General features: G+C 71.2%; 24 protein-coding genes. 10 read left to right on the forward strand and 14 right to left on the reverse strand.

The window, feature by feature from the left end; translation table 11 throughout:
- Window positions 1–50: 50 nt before the first annotated feature.
- From ABZ321_RS01505 to dut, 4 genes are all read right to left on the reverse strand, one after another.
- Window positions 51–770: a DUF3159 domain-containing protein gene (locus ABZ321_RS01505; protein WP_354888481.1), complete on the reverse strand. Its 720-nt coding sequence runs from the start codon at window positions 768–770 to the stop codon at window positions 51–53.
- Window positions 771–776: 6 nt separating this feature from the next.
- The gene (locus ABZ321_RS01510; protein ID WP_344503184.1) at window positions 777–1,184 is read right to left on the reverse strand and encodes an OB-fold nucleic acid binding domain-containing protein; all 408 of its coding nucleotides are present in this window, start codon (window positions 1,182–1,184) and stop codon (window positions 777–779) included.
- Between the two features lie 63 nt (window positions 1,185–1,247).
- Window positions 1,248–1,931, reverse strand: coding sequence for a DUF3710 domain-containing protein (locus ABZ321_RS01515; protein WP_354888967.1), 684 nt, complete (start codon window positions 1,929–1,931; stop codon window positions 1,248–1,250).
- An 80-nt stretch (window positions 1,932–2,011) separates the two neighbouring features.
- Window positions 2,012–2,473: a dUTP diphosphatase gene (dut, locus tag ABZ321_RS01520; protein ID WP_354888485.1), complete on the reverse strand. Its 462-nt coding sequence runs from the start codon at window positions 2,471–2,473 to the stop codon at window positions 2,012–2,014.
- Between the two features lie 51 nt (window positions 2,474–2,524).
- Here dut and ABZ321_RS01525 point away from each other — a divergent pair, with 51 nt between their 5' ends.
- Complete coding sequence (locus tag ABZ321_RS01525) at window positions 2,525–2,965, forward strand: DUF3093 domain-containing protein (protein ID WP_344503186.1); 441 nt, start codon at window positions 2,525–2,527, stop codon at window positions 2,963–2,965.
- Here the strand turns inward: ABZ321_RS01525 and ABZ321_RS01530 are convergent.
- Window positions 2,952–3,749, reverse strand: coding sequence for a hypothetical protein (locus ABZ321_RS01530; RefSeq protein ID WP_344503187.1), 798 nt, complete (start codon window positions 3,747–3,749; stop codon window positions 2,952–2,954). The two genes, ABZ321_RS01525 and ABZ321_RS01530, sit on opposite strands and share 14 nt — an antisense overlap.
- 79 nt (window positions 3,750–3,828) lie before the next feature.
- A complete protein-coding gene (locus ABZ321_RS01535; RefSeq protein WP_344503188.1) occupies window positions 3,829–4,125 on the reverse strand; it encodes a DUF4193 domain-containing protein in 297 nt (98 codons plus the stop codon).
- Between the two features lie 357 nt (window positions 4,126–4,482).
- Here ABZ321_RS01535 and ABZ321_RS01540 point away from each other — a divergent pair, with 357 nt between their 5' ends.
- Entirely contained in the window at window positions 4,483–5,019 is a 537-nt protein-coding gene (locus ABZ321_RS01540) for a LytR C-terminal domain-containing protein (protein WP_344503189.1), read from the forward strand.
- A gap of 38 nt (window positions 5,020–5,057) precedes the next feature.
- Here the strand turns inward: ABZ321_RS01540 and ABZ321_RS01545 are convergent, their stop codons facing one another.
- Entirely contained in the window at window positions 5,058–5,855 is a 798-nt protein-coding gene (locus ABZ321_RS01545; RefSeq protein ID WP_354888490.1) for an inositol monophosphatase family protein, read from the reverse strand.
- A gap of 251 nt (window positions 5,856–6,106) precedes the next feature.
- On the opposite strand from ABZ321_RS01545, the gene ABZ321_RS01550 reads away from it, so the two are divergent.
- Together ABZ321_RS01550 and ABZ321_RS01555 are read left to right on the forward strand one after the other, a co-directional pair.
- On the forward strand, window positions 6,107–7,753 hold the full coding sequence (locus tag ABZ321_RS01550; protein ID WP_344503191.1) for an RNA polymerase sigma factor: 1,647 nt from the start codon (window positions 6,107–6,109) through the stop codon (window positions 7,751–7,753).
- A gap of 295 nt (window positions 7,754–8,048) precedes the next feature.
- Window positions 8,049–8,282, forward strand: a complete 234-nt coding sequence (locus tag ABZ321_RS01555) for a hypothetical protein (protein WP_344503192.1) — start codon at window positions 8,049–8,051, stop codon at window positions 8,280–8,282.
- Between the two features lie 1,387 nt (window positions 8,283–9,669).
- Here ABZ321_RS01555 and ABZ321_RS01560 read toward each other — a convergent pair.
- The gene (locus ABZ321_RS01560) at window positions 9,670–11,382 is read right to left on the reverse strand and encodes a DEAD/DEAH box helicase (RefSeq protein ID WP_344503193.1); all 1,713 of its coding nucleotides are present in this window, start codon (window positions 11,380–11,382) and stop codon (window positions 9,670–9,672) included.
- 142 nt (window positions 11,383–11,524) lie between these two features.
- A complete protein-coding gene (locus ABZ321_RS01565; RefSeq protein ID WP_344503194.1) occupies window positions 11,525–11,803 on the reverse strand; it encodes a DUF3039 domain-containing protein in 279 nt (92 codons plus the stop codon).
- A 29-nt stretch (window positions 11,804–11,832) separates the two neighbouring features.
- On the opposite strand from ABZ321_RS01565, the gene ABZ321_RS01570 reads away from it, so the two are divergent.
- Both ABZ321_RS01570 and ABZ321_RS01575 read left to right on the forward strand, forming a co-directional pair.
- Complete coding sequence (locus tag ABZ321_RS01570) at window positions 11,833–12,774, forward strand: pseudouridine-5'-phosphate glycosidase (RefSeq protein WP_344503195.1); 942 nt, start codon at window positions 11,833–11,835, stop codon at window positions 12,772–12,774.
- Window positions 12,771–13,664 carry a PfkB family carbohydrate kinase gene (locus ABZ321_RS01575; protein WP_354888495.1) on the forward strand — a complete coding sequence of 298 codons (894 nt, stop codon included), beginning with the start codon at window positions 12,771–12,773 and terminating at the stop codon, window positions 13,662–13,664. Before ABZ321_RS01570 ends, ABZ321_RS01575 begins: the two co-directional genes overlap by 4 nt.
- Window positions 13,665–13,744: 80 nt before the next feature.
- Here ABZ321_RS01575 and ABZ321_RS01580 read toward each other — a convergent pair whose 3' ends face one another.
- The 4 genes from ABZ321_RS01580 to ABZ321_RS01595 are packed head-to-tail and all read right to left on the reverse strand — an operon-like array spanning window position 13,745 to window position 15,402.
- On the reverse strand, window positions 13,745–14,116 hold the full coding sequence (locus ABZ321_RS01580; RefSeq protein WP_344503198.1) for a DUF3099 domain-containing protein: 372 nt from the start codon (window positions 14,114–14,116) through the stop codon (window positions 13,745–13,747).
- Window positions 14,117–14,147: 31 nt separating this feature from the next.
- The gene (gene mscL, locus ABZ321_RS01585; protein WP_354888498.1) at window positions 14,148–14,597 is read right to left on the reverse strand and encodes a large conductance mechanosensitive channel protein MscL; all 450 of its coding nucleotides are present in this window, start codon (window positions 14,595–14,597) and stop codon (window positions 14,148–14,150) included.
- A gap of 10 nt (window positions 14,598–14,607) precedes the next feature.
- On the reverse strand, window positions 14,608–15,201 hold the full coding sequence (locus ABZ321_RS01590; protein ID WP_354888501.1) for an HhH-GPD-type base excision DNA repair protein: 594 nt from the start codon (window positions 15,199–15,201) through the stop codon (window positions 14,608–14,610).
- Window positions 15,202–15,228: 27 nt separating this feature from the next.
- On the reverse strand, window positions 15,229–15,402 hold the full coding sequence (locus tag ABZ321_RS01595; RefSeq protein WP_354888504.1) for a hypothetical protein: 174 nt from the start codon (window positions 15,400–15,402) through the stop codon (window positions 15,229–15,231).
- A 106-nt stretch (window positions 15,403–15,508) separates the two neighbouring features.
- Here ABZ321_RS01595 and ABZ321_RS01600 point away from each other — a divergent pair, with 106 nt between their 5' ends.
- From ABZ321_RS01600 to ABZ321_RS01615, 4 genes are all read left to right on the forward strand, one after another.
- The gene (locus tag ABZ321_RS01600) at window positions 15,509–16,168 is read left to right on the forward strand and encodes a DUF998 domain-containing protein (RefSeq protein ID WP_344503201.1); all 660 of its coding nucleotides are present in this window, start codon (window positions 15,509–15,511) and stop codon (window positions 16,166–16,168) included.
- A gap of 143 nt (window positions 16,169–16,311) precedes the next feature.
- Complete coding sequence (locus ABZ321_RS01605) at window positions 16,312–16,590, forward strand: hypothetical protein (RefSeq protein WP_354888507.1); 279 nt, start codon at window positions 16,312–16,314, stop codon at window positions 16,588–16,590.
- Complete coding sequence (locus ABZ321_RS01610; RefSeq protein ID WP_344503203.1) at window positions 16,587–16,934, forward strand: type II toxin-antitoxin system PemK/MazF family toxin; 348 nt, start codon at window positions 16,587–16,589, stop codon at window positions 16,932–16,934. The genes ABZ321_RS01605 and ABZ321_RS01610 overlap by 4 nt, the downstream gene beginning before the upstream one ends.
- Before the next feature lie 166 nt (window positions 16,935–17,100).
- Complete coding sequence (locus ABZ321_RS01615; RefSeq protein WP_354888510.1) at window positions 17,101–18,747, forward strand: glycosyltransferase 87 family protein; 1,647 nt, start codon at window positions 17,101–17,103, stop codon at window positions 18,745–18,747.
- Here ABZ321_RS01615 and ABZ321_RS01620 read toward each other — a convergent pair.
- Window positions 18,731–19,162: an SRPBCC domain-containing protein gene (locus ABZ321_RS01620; RefSeq protein WP_344503205.1), complete on the reverse strand. Its 432-nt coding sequence runs from the start codon at window positions 19,160–19,162 to the stop codon at window positions 18,731–18,733. The genes ABZ321_RS01615 and ABZ321_RS01620 overlap by 17 nt on opposite strands.
- Window positions 19,163–19,292 lie beyond the last annotated feature (130 nt).

Here is a 19,292-nt window from a genome sequence, read left to right on the forward strand (position 1 = left end):
CTTTGTGCTGCTATAGCGACACAAACTCTTCCGGATCACGGAAAACGCTGTCAGTCGGCGGGGCGGACCTCCGGGCGGGCGGGCTCGGGCCGGTCGGGCTCGGGTTCGGAGGCGCGGATGATGCGGCGGGCCTGCCAGACGGTCAGGGCGGCCAGCAGGGCGTACGGCGGCCAGCCGAGCGCCAGGCGGGCGACGCCGAGCAGGTCCGCGTCGCCGGCGCGCCAGAGCTGGATCTGCACGCCGAGCTTCGCCAGGTAGACGACGGCCCAGAGGACGGTGAGCCAGGCGAAGGCGCGGCGCAGGCGGGGGTTCTCGCGCCAGCGGTTGCCGCCCTTGTCGAGCATGACGGACCAGAGCCACCCGACCAGCGGGCGGCGGAAGGCGACGGAGGCCAGCATGCCGACCGCGTACGCGGCGGTGAGGGCCATGCCCGGCAGGTAGATGTCCTTGGCGTCGCCGCTCTTCCAGGCCAGGTACGCGCCGATCGCGATGCCGACGACGCCGTTGACCGCGTGGCGGACCGACTCGCGGCGGCTGAGCCGGTAGACGGCCATGGAGAGCGCGGCGGCGACCGCGACGATCAGGGAGGTCCGCAGCGACCACCAGCCGAAGTGGTCGCCCAGGAAGTTGACCACGATGAAGAGCGTGATCGGGATGCTCGACTCGATGAGGCCGCGCACGCCGCCCAGCTGCTCGGACATCTGCACCGAGAACGGGGGCAGCGGGGCTTCCTCGTCGGGGTCGGTCTCCGCGGTCTTACCTGGTTGCATCCGGCCTCATCTGGGTGTGTCGAGCTCGTAATACGGGTTGTAGAGCACCTTACGGCCGTCGCGGACCGCGATGCGCCCCCTCGCCGTGATCGCTCGACCCGGCTCGATGCCCGCGATGTGCCGGCGGCCCAGGAAGACCAGGGTCACCAGGTCGCTGCCGTCGAACAGCTCCGCCTCGAGGGTGGGCAGGTTGGTGCGCGGGGTGTAGACCACCGTGCGCAACCGGCCCTTCAGGCTCACGACCTGACCGCGGACGCAGGCGAGCGCGGGCATGCTGCCGCACTGCTTGGCGTCGCGTTGCAGCTCTTCGGCGTCGAGCTCCGCCTCGCTGGCGGTGAGGCGGCGGAAGAACTTCCGCAGCCCGCGCGCCTGCTCGACGGACGGATCGACGACTTTCTCACTGTCCGTGGTCATGACGTCGGTGCCACCCTCCTCGGCCAGACATGACACCCACTACGACGGTACAGCTCACGGGTGTTATTTGCGCCGGGGCCTCGGTGACGGCTTTCTGCGGTCCGCCCCGTTTGCCTCATCGACACCGTTGGCCGCGTCGGTGAGCGCGACCTCGGCCGAGCCGTCGTTGGCGGTCGCCTCGGCGACCTCCTTCGGCAGGTGCAGCGGGAGCGGCTCGCGGACCGGCATGGCCTCGTGACCCCGGTCGACCACCAGGTTGCGCAGGCACGCCACCAGCGGCGGCGCGACACCCGGGTCGACGGCGGCGGGGCCCTGGAAGACCGCACGCACGAGCCAGCGGGGGCCGTCGATGCCGACGAAGCGGATGTCCGTCAGGCCGTCGGGGGTACGGACGCGGGCGCGCAGCTCGGTGCCCCACTCGCCGTCGGCGTCCTCGGCCGCGACGCCGTCGGCGAACAACTGCTTGCGGATCTCGCCGCGGACCTCGTCCCAGATGCCCTCGCTGCGCGGTGCGGCGAAGACCCCGAGCTGCAGCGCGCTGTCGTTGTTGACGAGCACGATCTGCTGGATCTTGCCCTCGTTGTCCGCCTGTACGCGGACCTCCACGTCGTCGACCGCGGGCACCTTGAGCGCACCCAGGTCGAGCTGGGGGATGCCGGCGGGCGCCTCGGTGATGTCGTACGGGCCTTCGGGCCGGTCCGCCTTGGACGCGACGGGCTCCTCAGGGTCGTCGTCGACCAGGCCCAGCTCCTCCTCGAGCCTGCGGGCACCGCCCGCGCGGGTGTCGTCCTTCGCGTGCCGCCCGCTCCCGCTCTTGCGCGAGAAGATCACTGCTCTTCCTCCAGTTCAGCATGACCACCGGTTGATCCGTGACCGCCGGCTCCGCGCACAGTATCGGGAAGATGGTCGACGCCGTGGAAGTGTGCCCGCTCCACGCGCTGGACCACAAGCTGGGCAATCCGGTCACCCCGGCTGATTTTGGCCGTGATCACCCGATCGTGATTGACCAGGTTCACCAGGATCTCCCCGCGGTACCCCGCGTCGATGGTGCCCGGCGCGTTGAGCACCGTCACACCGAGGCGGTGCGCGAGACCCGACCTCGGGTGGACGAGCCCGACGTAACCGTCCGGCAGGGCGATGGCGATCCCCGTGGGGACCAGCGCCCGCTCCCCCGGTGCGAGGTCGAGGTCGCATGCCGCGACCAGGTCGGCGCCGGCGTCGCCGGGGTGCGCGTACGCCGGCAGCGGCAGCTCGGGGTCGAGCCGCCGGACGTGAACCTCCACCGTCATGCCTCCATCCTGCCGGGTGCCCCCGGGCTCCGGACACGTACCCTCGCACACGTGACTTCGTACCGTGAGCGTCTCACCGTCGCGTGGTGGCTCTGGCTGCCCGCGGTGGCGGTCGCAGCGCTCCTCGCGGCCGAGGTCAAGCTCGGCGCGCCCGGCCTGGCGACCTGGATCCCGTACGTGGTGCTGCTGCCGCTGGCCACCGTGGGGCTGTGGCGGCTGGGCCGCATCCGTGTCGAGGTGTCCAACGGCGAGCTGCGGGTCGACGACGCGCACATCCCGCTGCGATATATCGGTGAGGTGACGGCGCTGTCGGCCGCGGACAAGCGCGACCTGCTGGGGCCCTACGCGGACCCGGAGGCGTTCGTGATCCAGCGGCCGTGGGTCGCCGGTGCGGTCCGCGTCGACGTCGCGGACGACGCCGATCCCACGCCGTACTGGCTGATCAGCACCCGCCACCCGGAGAAGCTCGCGGCGGCGCTCAGCCCTCGATGACCTTCCGGCCCGGCTGCAGGTCCTTCTTGATGTCGGCGCCGAGGGACATGGTCGCGCGGCGGTTGAGGAACCCGCCGACGGCTGCCCCGGTCAGGAACGGCCCCAGGGTGCTCAGGTTGCGCCCGAAGCGCTTGAGCAGCCGGTCCCGCAGCTCCTTGCGCAGCGCGGTGCCCATGGCGGCCGCGACGCTGCCGCCGACCCGCAGCGGGTTGACGCCACGGCGCTCCGCCCAGGCCTGGACCAGCACCACGGCGCGCTCGGCGCCGGTGCCCTCCACCGGGCGGCCGTAGACGGCGTGCAGCTCGCCGATCAGCTTCATCTCCACGGCGACCACCGCGACCGTCTCCGCGGCCAGCAGGACCGGCGCGGACAGCAGGCTGGGCGTCACGGCCCACTCGACGGCGGCCACGCCGCCGCCCGCGGCGCCGATGCCGGCGGTGACCCGGGACGCGTTGCGGATGAGCCGCTCGGCGAGCGCGTCGCCGGTCAGCCCGCCGTGGTGCGCGACCAGTGTGTCCAGGTCGCGCACGGGAATGTGCGGTGCGACCCTCGTCACGCTGTCCGTGATCCAGGCGATCGCCTTCTTCGGCCGGAACAGGTCCTTGACGCCCCGCTCGCGGATCTCGAGGCGCACCAGCCGGCCGAGCAGGCGCCGGCGCTCCTTCTGCTCGACGCCTTCGTCGGTCAGGGCCGTCACGGCGGCTGACAGCTCGGCCTCGTCTGCCGCCTCGCCCTGCGTGCCCTCCACGGGCTGGTTCTCGGCGAGCTCGTCGGGCTGGGCCATCGTCTACCTCCGCAGGTGTGAAACGGTGCCGCCTACGACTCAAGCACGCCTTCGCCAGATCCGCGTGATCAACTTGCGGTCAGGCGCACTCCCGGCAGATCAGCTCCCCGTTGCGCTCGGCGGCGAGCTGGCTGCGGTGGTGCACCAGGAAACAGCGCGAGCAGCGGAACTCGTCGGCCTGCATCGGCAGGACCTTGACCGTCATGTCCTCGTCGGCGAGGTCGGCGCCGGGAAGCTCGAACGTCTCTCCCAGGTCGGTCTCGTCCACGTCGACGATCGCCGACTGCGCATCGGTCCGGCGGGACTTCAGCTCTTCGAGGCTGTCCTCCCCCAGGTCGACCTCGTCGCGACGCGGCGCGTCGTAGTCGGTGGCCATCGGTGTTCACACTCCCAATTCATTCGCCCGTAGGTGTCGCGCCCGGTGTAACGTCCAACGGGCGGCGTACCTTACCGCCCTCGTGCGTTTGTTGTACGCCCACTCGCGGAAACTTGTTCCCAATGTGACCCATGCGACACAACGTCGTCCCGACAAGTTGCCCGCCGGGCTCAGCGGATGCGACCTTACCTCCACCTGACGGTTTCCGTGGGGAGTCATCCCGCAACGGCGAGTAGGAACTTTGCGGTATGCCGGGTGGGGACTTCAACATGGATCTCCGACAGGCGCTAACCTTCCCGGCAGCCAGAGCGTCTATCTGGTGACGGAGTCGCTCTGGGGCGGGGAGATAACACGGCCATGAGTTTCGCGCGGGTAAGGGCACTGGCCCTGGTTGGGCTGCTCGTGGTCACCGCGGCGGTGTTCGTGACCATCGCGTTGATCAAGGACCGCCAGACCGGTCCGGTATCGGCCAACGAATGCGCGCAGGACGCGGTGATGGTCAACAACAGGTTGCCCGAGGAGAAGCAGGTCAACCTCAACGTCTTCAACGCGACCTCGAAGCCCGGCCTGGCCGGCGAGATCACCAATGACTTCGCCAGCCGAGGGTTCAAGGCCACGGTGCAGAACGCGGCGCCCAACCCGGCGGTGAAGAAGCCCGAGACGAAGGTCGCGGTCCTCCGCTTCGGCCCGAAGGCCGTCGGCGCCGCGTGGCTCGTCCGGGCGTATTTCCTCGACAAGTCCGAGGACGAGTTCGACAAGAACCGGCAGGACGACAAGGTCGACGTCATCCTGGGCGCGAAGTTCCAGCAGCTGCCGACGGTGACCGAGGTCAAGCAGTCGATCGGCGCGCTGGGCAACCCCGAGCTGCCCGAGGGCACCTGCGCCGAGGCCTAGAAACTCCTCAGGGCCTCTCAGTGCTTCTCAGTGGCCTCTCACGGGCCCTTGTCCGCGTCCAGCTCCACCAGGCGGTCGTGGAGGGCCTTGTGCAGCGCCGGCGGGGCGGCCACCACCATGTCCGGGCCGGGCACGGCGCCCGCCAGGCCCGTCACGAGCAGACCCGCCTCCGCGGCGACCAGGCCACCGGCGGCGTGGTCCCAGGCGTTGAGGCCCTTCTCGTAGTACGCGTCGAGGCTGCCCTCCGCGGCCAGGCACAGGTCGATCGCGGCGGCCCCGAGGCGACGCACGTCGCGGATGTCGCCGATCAGACCGGCGAGCACTGCTGCCTGGTGGAGGCGGCGGTCGGCGGCGTACCCGAAGCCGGTGCCGACGAGCGCCTGACGGAGATCGGTCTGCCGGGAGCCGGACAGCCGCCGGCCGTCGGCGTGGGAGCCGCCGCCGAGCACCGCGGTCCACTCGCGACCGGTCGCGGCGTTGATGACCACCCCCGCCACCACGACGCCGTCGACCTCCGCGGCGAGCGAGACAGCGTACTGCGGCAGGTCGTAGAGGTAGTTCACGGTGCCGTCGATCGGGTCGAGGATCCAGCGCACCGCGCTCGCCTGCTGGGAGTCCCCGTACTCCTCGCCCAGCACGGCGTCGCCCGGCCGGGCGTGCCGGATGGCCTCCCGGACCTGCCGCTCGACCGCCTGGTCGGCGGCCGTGACCACGTCGGTGAGCGTGGACTTGGTCGCCACGGGGTCCACGCCGGCGGCGCGCATGGCCTTGGCGAGGGCCGCAGCCTCCCGGGCGATGGGCACCGCGAGGGCCAGCAGTTCGTGTCCGCGATCCATACGACCCATCCTGTCAGGGCCCCGATCCGCCCATCCGTTCGGTCACAACGTGGCGTCTAGGCCCGCTAGGCGGGATGTTGGGGCGAGAGAGCGTTACAATTCACGCGCTGCCCGCTGTCGCTCGTGAATCCGCCCCGGACGCACGGCACACGGGCGCCACCAAAAGCACCCAGGCCCACTCAGCACGGCCGCGCCGTGCGCGAACTCGGCCGCACCGGCCGTCGCTCGCTCATCGCACCGGAAGGTCGTTCGTGACAGCAGCTCACCAGCCCAGCGTCGACGTACGCTCGCTCGCCGACTCGCTGATCGCGCGTGCGGCCGCCAATGGCGGCCACCTCACGTCGGCGGAGGTCGCGCAGGCGGTCGACACCGCAGATGTGACCCCCGCACACGCCAAGAAGCTGCTCAGGAGTCTCGCCGAGGCGGGAGTCACCGTCGTCGTCGACGACTCCGCCAACGGGCGGCGCCGGGTCGCGGCGGCACGGTCCGCGACCCCTGCATCCAAGGCGGCCACCGCCAAGGCCGCACCCGCGCGCAAGGCGCCGGTCGCCAAGCCGCTGACAGCCGTCGAGTCCACACCGGATTCGGGGGTGGAGAGGGCGCCCGTGAAGAAGGCACCGACACCAGCAGCTCCCGCCAAGAAGGCCGCCCCGGTCGCGGCAGCGACCGCTCCGGCGAAGGCCGCGCCGGCCAAGAAGGCGGTGCCGGCGAAGAAGGCCGCCGGGCCCGTCAAGAAGGCCGTCCCCGGCGACGCCGACCCGGCCGCCCCGAAGGGCGCCGGCGAGGAGCCGGAGCTCGAGGAGATCGACGACGCCGAGCTCGCGGCGGAGATCGAGGACGTGGTCGTCGAGGAGCCGGTCGAGGTCGTGAAGGCCGTCGAGGCCGACGCCGAGGCCACCGCGACCGACGACGACTTCGCGTGGGACGACGAGGAGTCCGAGGCGCTCAAGCAGGCCCGCCGCGACGCGGAGCTGACGGCGTCGGCCGACTCGGTCCGTGCCTACCTGAAGCAGATCGGCAAGGTCCCCCTGCTGAACGCCGAGCAGGAGGTCGAGCTGGCCAAGCGGATCGAGGCGGGCCTCTACGCGGCCGAGCGGCTGCGGGCCGCCGAGGACGCGGGCGAGCCGATGGTCATGCCGGCCAGCCGCGACTTCATGTGGATCTCCCGCGACGGCGAGCGCGCCAAGAACCACCTGCTCGAGGCCAACCTGCGTCTGGTCGTCTCGCTCGCGAAGCGGTACACGGGCCGCGGCATGGCGTTCCTGGACCTCATCCAGGAGGGCAACCTCGGCCTCATCCGCGCCGTCGAGAAGTTCGACTACACCAAGGGCTACAAGTTCTCCACGTACGCCACCTGGTGGATCCGGCAGGCCATCACCCGCGCCATGGCCGACCAGGCCCGCACCATCCGCATCCCGGTGCACATGGTTGAAGTGATCAACAAGCTCGGTCGCATCCAGCGCGAGCTGCTCCAGGACCTGGGCCGCGAGCCCACCCCGGAGGAGCTGGCCAAGGAGATGGACATCACGCCGGAGAAGGTGCTGGAGATCCAGCAGTACGCGCGCGAGCCCATCTCCCTCGACCAGACCATCGGCGACGAGGGCGACAGCCAGCTCGGCGACTTCATCGAGGACTCCGAGGCGGTCGTCGCGGTCGACGCGGTGTCCTTCTCGCTCCTGCAGGACCAGCTCCAGCAGGTGCTGCAGACCCTCTCGGAGCGGGAGGCGGGCGTGGTGCGGCTGCGGTTCGGCCTCACCGACGGCCAGCCGCGGACCCTCGACGAGATCGGCCAGGTCTACGGCGTGACCCGCGAGCGCATCCGCCAGATCGAGTCGAAGACCATGTCGAAGCTACGCCACCCGTCGCGTTCGCAGGTCCTGCGCGACTACCTCGACTGATCCTCGCATTCCGCTGTGCGCGAACCCGGGCTGTCCCTTTTGGGGCAGCCCGGGTGTGTTTCCGGTCACCGAGGGCATGAGGGAGGGGCGCCGCCGCCTCAACCCACTTGTGATCGCCGCCGTGGCGCGATAGGAAGCACGTAGCGGGTGTTGCAGTTCCGGCTCCCGCGGGCACGACAGAAGTGTGACATCGGTCCCGCAGGCGAGGTGGGAACGATGTCGGGCAACACGGTGTTGAACCATCTGTGAACGACGCAAGGAAGCGTTCGTCGGTGACGATCAGAGGAGGAAGGCGATGACCCCGACCCTCACGCCGCCGCCGGAGACGGCAGCGCCCCCAGCCGCCGAGGAACGGTGCGACCGCTGCAGCGCGGCAGGCAAACTACGAGTTCGGCTCGCCGAAGGCGGCGACCTGATCTTCTGTGGACATCACGCAAACAAGTACGCCGACCAACTGGTCAAGATCGCGGTGGAGGTGGCCGTCGCCCCAGACTTCACGTGGCGCGGCACCGAGATCACGGCCAGCTGACCAATACCGCGCACGTAGGGCGTCCCGGCATCCCGGGCGCCCTACGGCCATCTCCAGGCCCGGCCCCGTTCCCGGCGCTCACCTGACCCCCGCGCGCTCGCCTGCCGACCACCCGCTCACCGGGCGACCACGCGTTCCTTCCGGTGACCACGCTCGTACCGGCGACCGCCCCCTTCGGGTACTCACGCGCGCTCTCACCAGCAGCGCCCCTCCTCCCGACAGCCCCGCACACCTCTCGCCGGCCGCAACGTTTCTTCTGACAACTGCGCACTCTCCCGCCGGTCGCGCCGCCCCTACCTGACTCGGGCTGGCCGCTCCTTCTGACGCTGCGCACTCTCTCGCCGACGGCAGGCTCCTTCCCAGCGGCCGCGTGCTCTTGCGCTGGCCACGCGCTCACCGATGGCCGGGCGTGCTGGTGCCGCCGCATGCCGTCCCACCATCACAGGCCGCACTGAAGCCCCGGCCCACGCCCACCACCCCCATGATCGGCGACCAGTCCGACCATCCGGGAACGGGAAGATCGGCCCGACCAGCCGTCCTTCTTCGGTCCCCGACAACCGCCACCGCCGTACTTACCGTCACGGACCACCCGCGCCACCACTCACTCGCGCGACCCCGGCGGCAGATTCACCCAAACGCGACCAATCGCACCACCACTTGGCGAAACCACCACGGCACCCGCCACCGCGATGATCCAAGGAGCGCAGCGGCCACCCGGACGACCAGCCCCGTCCTTCGATCACCACCAGCAACACCGACAACCAACACCGCTACGCGAGCCGGCATCCGGAAGACCAACCCGCACCGCCGCTCGCTCCCGCACCGCGCACTTTCACCGGCGACCAATCGCCTCAAACGCGACCAATCACATCTTCATCCGAGCCGACGCCACAAGAACCACCCCGCACCCGCCACCACCATGATCCCAGGATCGCTGTGGCCGCCCGCACGACCAGCCCCATCCTTCGACCACCACCGGCAGGACCGACAACCAACCGCGCCGCCGCTCACTCCCCCAGCGCGCGACTCCAGCGGCGGCATCGCCCCGAACGCGACCAATCACATCTTCACCTGGGCCGAGCGTCTCAAGAACCACTACGCATCCGCCGCCACCATGATCCAAGGATCGCTGCGGTCGCCCGGGCGACCAGCCCCGTCCTTCGATCACCACCGGCAACGGCGAGAACCCAGCCGTGCCGCTGTTCGTTTCCCAGCGCGCATTCTCACCGGCGGCCGACGGCTCAAACGCGACGAATCGGATCTTCACCCGAGCTCAGCGGCACGAGAACCGCCGCGGCCGAGGGGCCGCCTTGATCGAATGGCGGATCCGGTCGGTATCGCGGCCGGATCCGCTACTTGATCAACGGCGGGCTGGAGCGAGGGCGGGTTACATGGTCTGGATGGTGGCGATCCGCTCCTCGAGCTGCTCGATCGTCGCCTGGGCGCTCGGGGGGCCGCCGCAGAGGCGGCGGAGTTCGGCGTGGATCTTGCCGTGGGGCAGGTTGGTGCGGTGGTGGTGGGCGGCGACCAGGGTGTTCAGCTGGCGGCGCAGGACGATGCGGCGCTCGCCGGCGGTTTTCGGAGGTTCGGGAGCCATGGTGGCGGCGGCGGCCGGGGCGCGGCGCTTCTCGGCCGCGAGCTGCTCGGCCTGGCGCTTGTTGAGCAGCGTGGACACCTGGTCGGCAGTGAGGAGGCCGGGCAGCCCCAGGTACTCCTCCTCCTCGGCGGAACCGGTCTGCGCCGGCACGCCGAAGGCGGTCCCGTCGAAGATGACCTGGTCGAGCTCGGCCGTCGCGGAGAGGGCCTCGAAACTCTTCAGCAGGTCGTCGCCGACCTTCTCCTCGCGCTGGGCGCGCTCCAGCAGGTCGTCCTCGAAGCCTTCCTTCGTCTTCGGGGCGCCGAGGACGTGGTTGCGCTGCGCCTCCATCTCGGAGGCGAGCTCCAGCAGGTGCGGCACGCTCGGCACGAAGACGGTCGCGGTCTCGTTGGTGCCGCGGGCGCGCACGAAGCGGCCGATCGCCTGGGCGAAGAAGAGCGGGGTGGAGGCGCTGGTGGCGTACACGCCGACGGCCAGACGCGGGATGTCGACGCCTTCGGAAACCATCCGGACGGCGACCATCCAGCGCTCCTGCGACGCGGCGAACGAGGCGATGCGGCCGGAGGAGCCCTGGTCGTCGGAGAGGACCACGACGGCCTTCTCGCCGGTGATCTCGCCGAGGACCCTCGCGTAGGCGCGGGCGGCGGTCTGATCGCTGGCGATGACGAGGCCGCCCGCGTCGGGCATGCCGCCGCCGCGCAGCACCTGCAGGCGGGCGTCGGCGGCGCGCAGGACCTGCGACATCCAGTCGCCGGTCGGGTCGAGGGCGGTGCGCCACGCCTGGGCGATGAGGTCCTGGGTCATGGGTTCGCCGAGGCGGGCGGCCAGCTCGTCGCCGGCGGAGGTGCGCCAGCGCGTCTCACCCGAGTAGGCGAGGAAGATGACGGGCCGCACGACGCCGTCGGCGAGGGCCTCGGCGTAGCCGTAGGTGGTGTCGGAGCGGGAGCGGGCGATGCCGTCGTTGCCCCGCTCGTACTGCACGAACGGGATCGGGTTCTCGTCGGACCGGAACGGGGTGCCGGTCAGCATCAGCCGCCGCACGGCGGGCTCGAACGCGGCCTTGACCCCGTCGCCCCACGACTTCGAGTCGCCGGCGTGGTGGATCTCGTCCAGGACGACAAGGGTCTTTCTCGTGATCGTCCGCCGCTTGTGTACCTCCGGAGCGATGCCGACCTGCGCGTAGGTGACGACCGTCCCGTGGAAGTCGGACGACGTGTGCACGTCGGCGTTGCGGAAGCCCGGGTCGAGGTCGATCCCGACACGGGCGGCGGCCTCCGCCCACTGCTTCTTCAGGTGCTCGGTCGGCGTGACGACCGTGACGTTGTCGATGGTGCCGTCGGCGAACAGCTCCAGGGCGATCCGCAGGGCGAACGTCGTCTTGCCGGCGCCGGGCGTGGCGACGGCGAGGAAGTCATCGCGCTTGCCGCGCAGGTACTCCATCAAGGCCTTGCGCTGCCACACCCGGAGCGTCTGTCCTGCCTGCACCACCGGACGCGGCGGCATGCGGCACCCCCTCGAGGACCATGAACCCACACGGAAACGCCTCCGGGTCTTGGTGGACCGCGAAGGCGTTGCTCAGCCTAGCGGGCGCGGACGGGCCAGGTGCCGATCCGCGCCGAACGTCACTGTGAGAGGAGGACGACCGTCAGGACGGGTCGTCGTTGTGCACCACGTTTTCGTAGATGTCCTTGCAGACCGGACAAACCGGGAACCGGCTCGGGTCGCGCGACGGCACCCACAGCTTGCCGCACAGCGCCCGCACCGGCGTGCCCTCGATCATGGCCTGCATGATCTTGTCCTTGGGCGCGTAGTGCGAGAACTTCTCGTGGTCGCCGGCGTCATAGCGATAGTCGGTCTGCTCCTCGACGCGCTCGTCCGTGAGCGTCGAGCCGCCACCGCCTGGAGTCTCGGGAGTCGTTGTCACGGTCCCAGTCTGCCAGGCCGACGGCCACGATGCCGCACGGCGAGCGGGGTTATCGTTGCGTGGTGATCAACCATGCCATCCGTTACGGAGCCGAGGTCGCGGCCGCCAGGGAAGCCGGCGCGCCGGTCGTCGCGCTGGAGAGCACCATCATCTCGCACGGGCTGCCCCGGCCGTCGAACCTGACCGTCGCGAGGGACATCGAGGCGACCGTGCGGGCCGCGGGTGCCGTCCCGGCGACGATCGGCATGCTCGGCGGCGAGATCGTGGTCGGCCTGTCCGACGAGGAGATCGTGCACCTGGCCGGCAGCGACGACGTCGTGAAGCTCTCCGTGCGCGACCTGGCCCCCGCCGCGGCGGGGCGGGCCGACGGCGCGACGACGGTGGCGGCGACCTCGGCGATCGCGATCGCGGCCGGCATCGCGGTCTTCGCCACGGGCGGGCTCGGCGGGGTGCACCGCGGCGCGGGCACGACGTTCGACGAGTCGGCCGACCTGACGGCGCTGTCCCGGCTGCCGATCACCGTGGTCTGCGCCGGGGTGAAGTCGATCCTGGACGTCGGCGCCACGTTGGAGCGGCTGGAGACGCTGGGCGTGAGCGTCGTGGGGTACGGGACCCGCCGCTTCCCCGGCTTCTACCTCACCGACGGCGGGTTCGATCTGGACTGGTCCGTCGACGACCCGGCCGGCGCGGCGGCCATCGTGCGGGCGGCCCGGGCTCAGGCAGTACACCAGGGGGCGACGATCATCGCCAACCCGCTGCCGGTCGACGAGCAGCTCGACCCCGACCTGCACGACCGCGTCCTGGCCGAGGGCCTCGCCGGGCTGGAGCGCGACCACGTGACGGGCAAGGACGTCACCCCCCACCTGCTGTCGCACTTCCACGCCGCCACCGAGGGCCGCTCGCTGGACGTGAACGTGAGGATCATCCTGCGCAACGCCGACCTGGCGGCCCGCATCGCCGCGGCGCTGTGACGGTCGTCGTCGTCGGTGACGTGGTCACCGACATCGTCACGGTCCACGAAGGGCCCCTCGCCATCGGCTCCGACACGCTCGCCTCGGTCGCGATCCGGGGCGGCGGGTCCGCGGCCAACACGGCCGCCTGGCTCGGCTCCGTCGGGCACCCGGTGGTGTTCGCGGGGGTCGCCGGCGACGACGAGCCCGGCTCCGCGCGCCTGGCCGAGCTGGTCGCGGCGGGCGTCACGACCACCGTCCGCCGCGTGCCGGAGGTCGCGACCGGGACGGTGGTCGTGCTCGCCTCCGACGCGGAGCGGACGATGTTCACCGACCGGGGCGCCAACCAGCTCCTGTCCCCCGCCGACGTCGACCGCGCCCTCGATCTGGCGCTCGCCGCGACACCCGGCGCCAGGCACCTTCACCTGTCCGCGTATGTCCTGTTCGACCCGGACTGCGCGCCCGCCGGCCGTCACGCGCTGGTCGAGGCGCGCCGCCGCGGCCTCACGACCAGCCTCGACGCCGCGTCGGCCGCGCCGCTGCAGCGCCTCGGGTCGTCGTTCTGGGCGTCGGTACCGGACGTCGACCTGCTCTTCGCCAACCTGGACGAGGCGCAGGTCCTCGCCGGGGACGGCACCGCGGCCTCGCTGGCGACGGCGCTGCTGGACCGGGCCGGCGCGGTGGTGGTGAAGTCGGGGGCCGCCGGGGCGACCTGGGCCGGACCTTCCGCCGCACCCGTCCATGTACCGGCGGCGCCGGTCGCACGGGTGATCGACCCGACCGGCGCCGGCGACGCGTTCGCCGCGGGGTTTCTGGCGGCGTGGCTCACCGGCGCGTCGCCCGCGGAAGCGCTGGCCGGCGGCGCCCGGCTCGGCGCCCTGGCGGTGTCCAAGGTCGGCGGCCGCCCGTAGCTCCGCGCCCTGGCGGTGTCCAAGGTCGGCGGCCGTCCGTAGTGCCGCGCCCGGCCCCTGGCCGTCCAGGGGCCGTCGCCTCAGCCGTCGATGACCTTGGGCTCCTTGGGCTCCGCGTGCTCGCGGTCGCTGAGCGCGTGGCCCGGATCGGGGTGTGACTGCTGCGGCTGCCGCCGGGACTGCAGCTTGTTGCGGAGCAGGTGCTCGGGCCGCGGCCCCCTGTCGTTGGCGAGCAGCACCGCCGCCCACGGCAGGACCAGCGCCCCGGCCACCAGCAGGCTCAGCCACAGCCACAGCAGCGGCACCTTCGCCGTGACCAGCACCGCCGCGACGATCACGCAGAGGCCGCGCAGCAGCATCATCGCCACATACCGCCGCTCGCGGGATCGAAGCTCCTGCTCGGGCGAACGCTCGGCGGTGGTGATCAGCTGCGGTTTCTGCCTGCGTCCCATCATCACCACCGAGTCTGCCACGTTTCGCGGATCAGGTGTCCGACGGCTTCACCGGCGCCGCATGCGCACCGCCGCTGGGGTCCGTCGGCCGGTTGACGCTGCCGGTCGCGAGCAGGTCGCGGATCTCGGTCAGCAGCCGGATGTCTTCGGCGGGCGCGGACGGCTCCGGCTCGATGCCCCGCTTGCGCCGCTCGGCCAGCTTGTTCATCGGCAGCACCACGAGGAAGTAGACGGTCGCCGCGGTCAGCAGGAACCCGATCACCGAGTTCAGGAACGCCGGCCACGCCAGGAACTGCGACCCGATCTTCAGCCCCTGGTTCTTGTCGTCGACCCCGATGCCGCCGGTCAGCTTGATCAGTGGTTGCAGGAAGCCGTCCGTGAACGCCTTGACCACGTCGTTGAACGCGGCCCCGATGACGACGGCGACGGCAAGCTCGATGACATTGCCGCGCGAGATAAAGTCCTTGAAACCCTTCAGCACGGTAGGCACACTACGACCCCGGCCGCCCCAGCGCACCCGGTGCTTTCGCCGCCGCCTTCATCTGTTTCTTGAACTCCCTGACCTTTCCGAGGGAGTCGCCGTCGACGATGTCGGCGACGGAGCGGTGCGAGCCGACCTCGCCGTATCCGCCGGCCGCCTCGCGCCAGCCGTCGGGCTGCACGCTGTACTGCTTGCCGAGCAGCGCCACGAAGATCTGCGCCTTCTGCTTGCCGAAGCCCGGCAGCGCCTGCACCCGCCGCAGCAGCTCGCCCCCGGAGGCGACACCGGTCCACATCGCGGCGGTGTCCCCGTCGTACCGGTCGACGAGCACCCGGCACACCTCCTGCACCCGGGCCGCCATCGCCTTCGGAAACCGGTGCAGCGCCGGCGGCGTCGCGAAGATCTCCACCAGCGCGTCAGGGTCGAACTCCGCCAGCTCCTGCGCCGTCGGCTCATGCCCCAACCGCTGCGAAAGCACCCAGGGCGACGAGAACGCCTTTTCGAGCGGAATCTGCTGATCCAGCGTCATCCCGACCAGCAACGCCAGCGGGTCCCGGTCGAGCAGCGCATTCGCCTCAGCGGGAATCGGCAACGAGAACGGCATGCGTACATCTTGCCTTGCCGGCCCGTCTCAGAACGGTGGCAGCTCCGGGTTGTACGAGTCTTTGTCCTGCATCCAGGTATTGGCCCGCTTCTCCACGGGCCACCGCGCGTCGATGACCGCCGCGGCGTCCTTGACGGTCCCGCATCTCGTCGAGAAATGAGAACGGCATGTCGTCATCCTCCCGAGCTGGACGGGTGTCACGATCGCAGCATGCGATGTGACCGGCGTCACATCGGCGTCGTGTCGGATCGTGGGGCGGTTGTTCGAGAGACGGGTGACAGGTCGCCACGAAGGAAGGACCCCCGCCATGACCACCACCGTTCCGGACCACATCCGTGCCAACCGGGTCACCCGGTCGCTGCTCGGCTACGGCGTGCTCGCCGGGCCGTTCTACGTCGGCGTCAGCCTCGCGCAGGCGTTGACCCGTGACGGGTTCGATCTGACCCGGCACGCCTGGAGCCTGCTGTCCAACGGCGGTCTCGGCTGGATCCAGATCACCAACTTCGTCCTGACCGGCCTGATGGTGATCGCGGCCGCCGTCGGGCTGCACCGCGCGCTGCCGGGAAGTCCGTGGGCGGCGCGGCTCGTGGCGGTCTACGGGGCGAGCCTCGTGGCGGCCGGTGCACTGCGGGCCGACCCGGCGATGGGCTTCCCCGCCGGTACACCTGAAGGACCGGGAACGGTGAGCTGGCACGGCATCGGGCACCTCGCCGCGGGCGGCATCGGCTTCCTCTGCGTGATCGTGGCGTGCTTCGTCGTCGCCCGCCGCTTCGGCCGCGAGGGCGGCAAGGGCTGGGCCGTGTACAGCCGGGTGTCCGGCGTGCTGTTCCTCGCCGGTTTCGCCGGCATCGCCTCCGGCAACAGCGCGCCGGCCCTGACCCTGGGCTTCGTCGCGGCCGTGATCGTCATCTGGACCTGGCTCGCGGCCGTCTCCGTCAAGCTGTACCGGGCCCTCCCCGGATGCTGAAGGGCCCGGCGGGAACAGGGAGCAGGGTGTCGCCGACGGCGCCCTGCTCGACGACGGCTGATCGAAGTTGACCGCGGAAACGCTGAATGCCTAGGATCAGTGGCCATGTGGCCATACATATGGGGAACGCTATAGTGTTGACTATGGCGAAGACGACGGTCAGCGTGTCGACCGAGGCGAGGGACGTGTTCGCGGCCGTCGCCGCGAGTCGCAACACGACGATGTTCGCCCTGCTCGAAGAGACCGCGCGGAGGCTGGAGCGGGAAGAGGCGATGCGCCAGGCCACACTCGACTACGGGCGGCTGGAGAAGGAGGACCCGGCCGGCTTCGCCGAGTATCTCGCCGAGGGTCGCCTGTGGGACCTGACCTCGGGCGACGGCCTCGGCGACGCGCGGGCCGAGTTCCCGGAGCTCAACCCGTGATCCGTCGGGGCGACGTGCTCATCGCCGACCTGAGTCCCGTCATCGGCCATGAGCAGGGCGGGCGGCGGCCGGTGCTGGTGCTGTCCCCGGCGGGCTATCACGCGTGGCCCATCGAGATGGCGGTCGTCGCGCCGATCACCTCGCGCGACCGGCGACTCCGACACCACATCCCTCTCGGGCGTGAGGCCGGCCTGCGCACCGAGCCGAGTTTCGTCATGCCGGAGTACGTACGTGCGATCTCGCGACAACGCCTCACCGGTCGCGCGCTCGGTGCGGCGCGGCCGGCAACCCTTGACGAGGTCGAGCGCTGGGTCTCGCAGTTCACATCGGAGCCTCCGTTCTGACCGCCGGTCCCGAGCCTTCGGCGCTCGTCCTGTGAGCGCGGCCACCGGGCGGTTGTAGCGTTCCGGACAAGGACAGGGCGTCTGGGCGCCGGGACAGGGCCGCTACCTCGGGAAACGCTGATGAGCGGGGGCCGCCAGGGTTGATCTGGCGCCATAGCCTGGTGCGATGTTCGAGCGCAGGGTGGTCGCGGCATGGGCCGTGTTCGGGGGGATCGCGGCGGTGTCGGCCGCGCTGGTGTGGCGGCGGCCTGATGCGCAGCGCCTGTCGGACCTGCACATCTACTACGGGGCGGCGAAGTTCGACGGGCCGCTCTACGACTACGTGGCCGAGAACGGGGGGCCGTTCACGTACCCGCCGTTCGCGATGGTGCTCTTCAGGCCGCTGAGCATGCTGCCCGAGGCGACCCTCGGCGTGCTGTGGCTGGCGATGACCTGCGCGGCCGTGATCGCCATCGCCCGCACGGTGACCAGATCCAGCACCTCGACCAGCACCTCGACCGGCACCTCGACCGGCACCGCAGCCCGCACCGCGACAGGCACCTCGACCGTGACAGGCACCGCGGCGCAGAGCGGCGGAGGCGTGGGGAGCCGGTTCTTCACGCGGGGGCTGATGGCGGCCGGGGTGGCCACGGCGTTGCTGGTGTCGGCGCCGGTGCAGAGCAACCTGCGGTTCGGGCAGGTGAGCATCTTCATCGTGCTGCTGGCGCTGGTCGATGCGGGGCAGGTGGTGCCGGCGCGGTTCCGGGGGATTCTGGTCGGGGTGGCGGCGGCGATCAAGCTCACGCCGCTGCTGTTCGTCGTGTACTTCCTGGTGGCGCGGCGGTACAAGGACGCGGCGCGGGCGGGGGCGGCGTTCGTGGCGTGCGCGGGGGTCGCGGCGGTGCTCATGCCGGGGGCCAGCGTGCGGTACTGGGGCGGCACCATCTTCCAGACATCGCGCATCGGCGACCTCGCCTCGCTGGGCAACCAGTCGGTGCACGGGATGCTGCTGCGGATCGGGCTGTCGCCCGCGACGCTGCCGGTCGTGTGGGCGGTGCTGATCGCGGCGATCTGCGGGGCCGTGCTGCTGCGGGCCAGGGCGCTGCACCTGCACGGAGAGCCGGTGCGGGCGGCGGTCCTGGTGGGCTGCGCGACCGTGGCGGCGTCGCCGGTGTCGTGGACGCACCACCAGGTGTGGACGGTGCTCGCGGCGATGCTGCTGGTCGCGGCCGAGGGGGCGTGGCGGCGGGTGGCCGGGGTCGTGCTGCTGGTCGTGATGACGCTGTCGCTGGGGGTCGTGCTGCGCGGCGTGGCGCTGTACCCGGGCTGGCAGTTCCTGCTGGAGAACGCCCGCTCGCTCGGGCTGGTCGCCGTCTGCGTCGCGGGGGTCGGGGGCGCCGCGCTGCGGCTCGACCGGCGCGCGCGGCTCCGCACGACGAGGCGGATCGCGGTCGCGGCCGTGGCGGGGCTCGCCGCGCTCGCGCTCACGCCGCTGCCCGCCGGCGCCGACCCGACGTTCAAGGCGTACTCGGCCGGCGACCTCACCAACCCGCGCTACTTCTACTTCACCGGCACGCCGGCCGCGGGTGAGCCGATCGCGTACATGATCCGGCGGGAGAAGACGAAGGTCCGGGTCAACGGCGTGGTCGGGACCGAGGTGGCGGGGCTGCGGTACACCTCGGCACCGGGCGGGGCGGCCCGCAGCATCCCGCTGCTGGAGGCGGACGCGGGGGTGCGCACGTTCTCGTTCCGCAGCGCGAACCTGAGCCACGGCCGCCTCGACGTGCTGGACGCGAGCGGGGAGGTCGCGGCCAGCTTCACGAACCTGGCGTGAACCGCTCCGCCTCCAGCACCGACTTGAGGCGGCTCAGGATCCGCGACCAGGCGTCGTCGCGCTCCGGGTCGGGCTCGCGGTCGAGGTCGTCGCAGGTGAGCGAGACCCGGCAGAGTCCCGGCTCGGCGGCGGTGATCTCCCACGTCAGCCAGCAGTGCACCTCCTGCTCCGCGCCGATGCCGGTGTACAGGTTGTGCACCAGCAGCCGCCCCTCCTCGACGTGCACGATGTGCCCGTGCAGCACGTCGGGGACCGGGCCGGCCGCGGCCCGGTAGACGATGGGTGCGCCCGGGATGAACTGCGAGTCGACCGCGAGGCCGAGGTAGAAGCGCCGGGTGAAGGCGGGCTCGGTGATCGCTTGCCAGACGCGGGCCGGGTCGGCGGCGATGTACAGGCTGCAGGTCGAAGTCCTCATACCCGTATCGTGCCGAGGTGACTTGGGAGGCGCTTGCGCCCGACTTGGCCCCGCCGCCCGTACAGTGGCCGCGGCGTCAACCCGAGCAGCAGCAGGCCCACCGGTACAGTGGCCGCGACGACGAACCGAG

Source organism: Dactylosporangium sp. NPDC006015 (assembly GCF_040614215.1).
GTDB lineage: Bacteria > Actinomycetota > Actinomycetes > Mycobacteriales > Micromonosporaceae > Dactylosporangium > Dactylosporangium maewongense.

Bases quoted from the DNA above. Each gene is read 5' to 3' on its own strand.
- ABZ321_RS01505 (WP_354888481.1), bottom strand. From the start codon at position 770: ATGCAACCAGGTAAGACCGCGGAGACCGACCCCGACGAGGAAGCCCCG.
- ABZ321_RS01510 (WP_344503184.1), bottom strand. From the start codon at position 1,184: ATGACCACGGACAGTGAGAAAGTCGTCGATCCGTCCGTCGAGCAGGCG.
- dut (WP_354888485.1), bottom strand. From the start codon at position 2,473: ATGACGGTGGAGGTTCACGTCCGGCGGCTCGACCCCGAGCTGCCGCTG.
- ABZ321_RS01530 (WP_344503187.1), bottom strand. From the start codon at position 3,749: ATGGCCCAGCCCGACGAGCTCGCCGAGAACCAGCCCGTGGAGGGCACG.
- ABZ321_RS01535 (WP_344503188.1), bottom strand. From the start codon at position 4,125: ATGGCCACCGACTACGACGCGCCGCGTCGCGACGAGGTCGACCTGGGG.
- ABZ321_RS01540 (WP_344503189.1), top strand. From the start codon at position 4,483: ATGAGTTTCGCGCGGGTAAGGGCACTGGCCCTGGTTGGGCTGCTCGTG.
- ABZ321_RS01545 (WP_354888490.1), bottom strand. From the start codon at position 5,855: ATGGATCGCGGACACGAACTGCTGGCCCTCGCGGTGCCCATCGCCCGG.
- ABZ321_RS01555 (WP_344503192.1), top strand. From the start codon at position 8,049: ATGACCCCGACCCTCACGCCGCCGCCGGAGACGGCAGCGCCCCCAGCC.
- ABZ321_RS01560 (WP_344503193.1), bottom strand. From the start codon at position 11,382: ATGCCGCCGCGTCCGGTGGTGCAGGCAGGACAGACGCTCCGGGTGTGG.
- ABZ321_RS01570 (WP_344503195.1), top strand. From the start codon at position 11,833: ATGCCGCACGGCGAGCGGGGTTATCGTTGCGTGGTGATCAACCATGCC.
- ABZ321_RS01580 (WP_344503198.1), bottom strand. From the start codon at position 14,116: ATGGGACGCAGGCAGAAACCGCAGCTGATCACCACCGCCGAGCGTTCG.
- ABZ321_RS01590 (WP_354888501.1), bottom strand. From the start codon at position 15,201: ATGCCGTTCTCGTTGCCGATTCCCGCTGAGGCGAATGCGCTGCTCGAC.
- ABZ321_RS01600 (WP_344503201.1), top strand. From the start codon at position 15,509: ATGACCACCACCGTTCCGGACCACATCCGTGCCAACCGGGTCACCCGG.
- ABZ321_RS01605 (WP_354888507.1), top strand. From the start codon at position 16,312: ATGGCGAAGACGACGGTCAGCGTGTCGACCGAGGCGAGGGACGTGTTC.
- ABZ321_RS01615 (WP_354888510.1), top strand. From the start codon at position 17,101: ATGTTCGAGCGCAGGGTGGTCGCGGCATGGGCCGTGTTCGGGGGGATC.
- ABZ321_RS01620 (WP_344503205.1), bottom strand. From the start codon at position 19,162: ATGAGGACTTCGACCTGCAGCCTGTACATCGCCGCCGACCCGGCCCGC.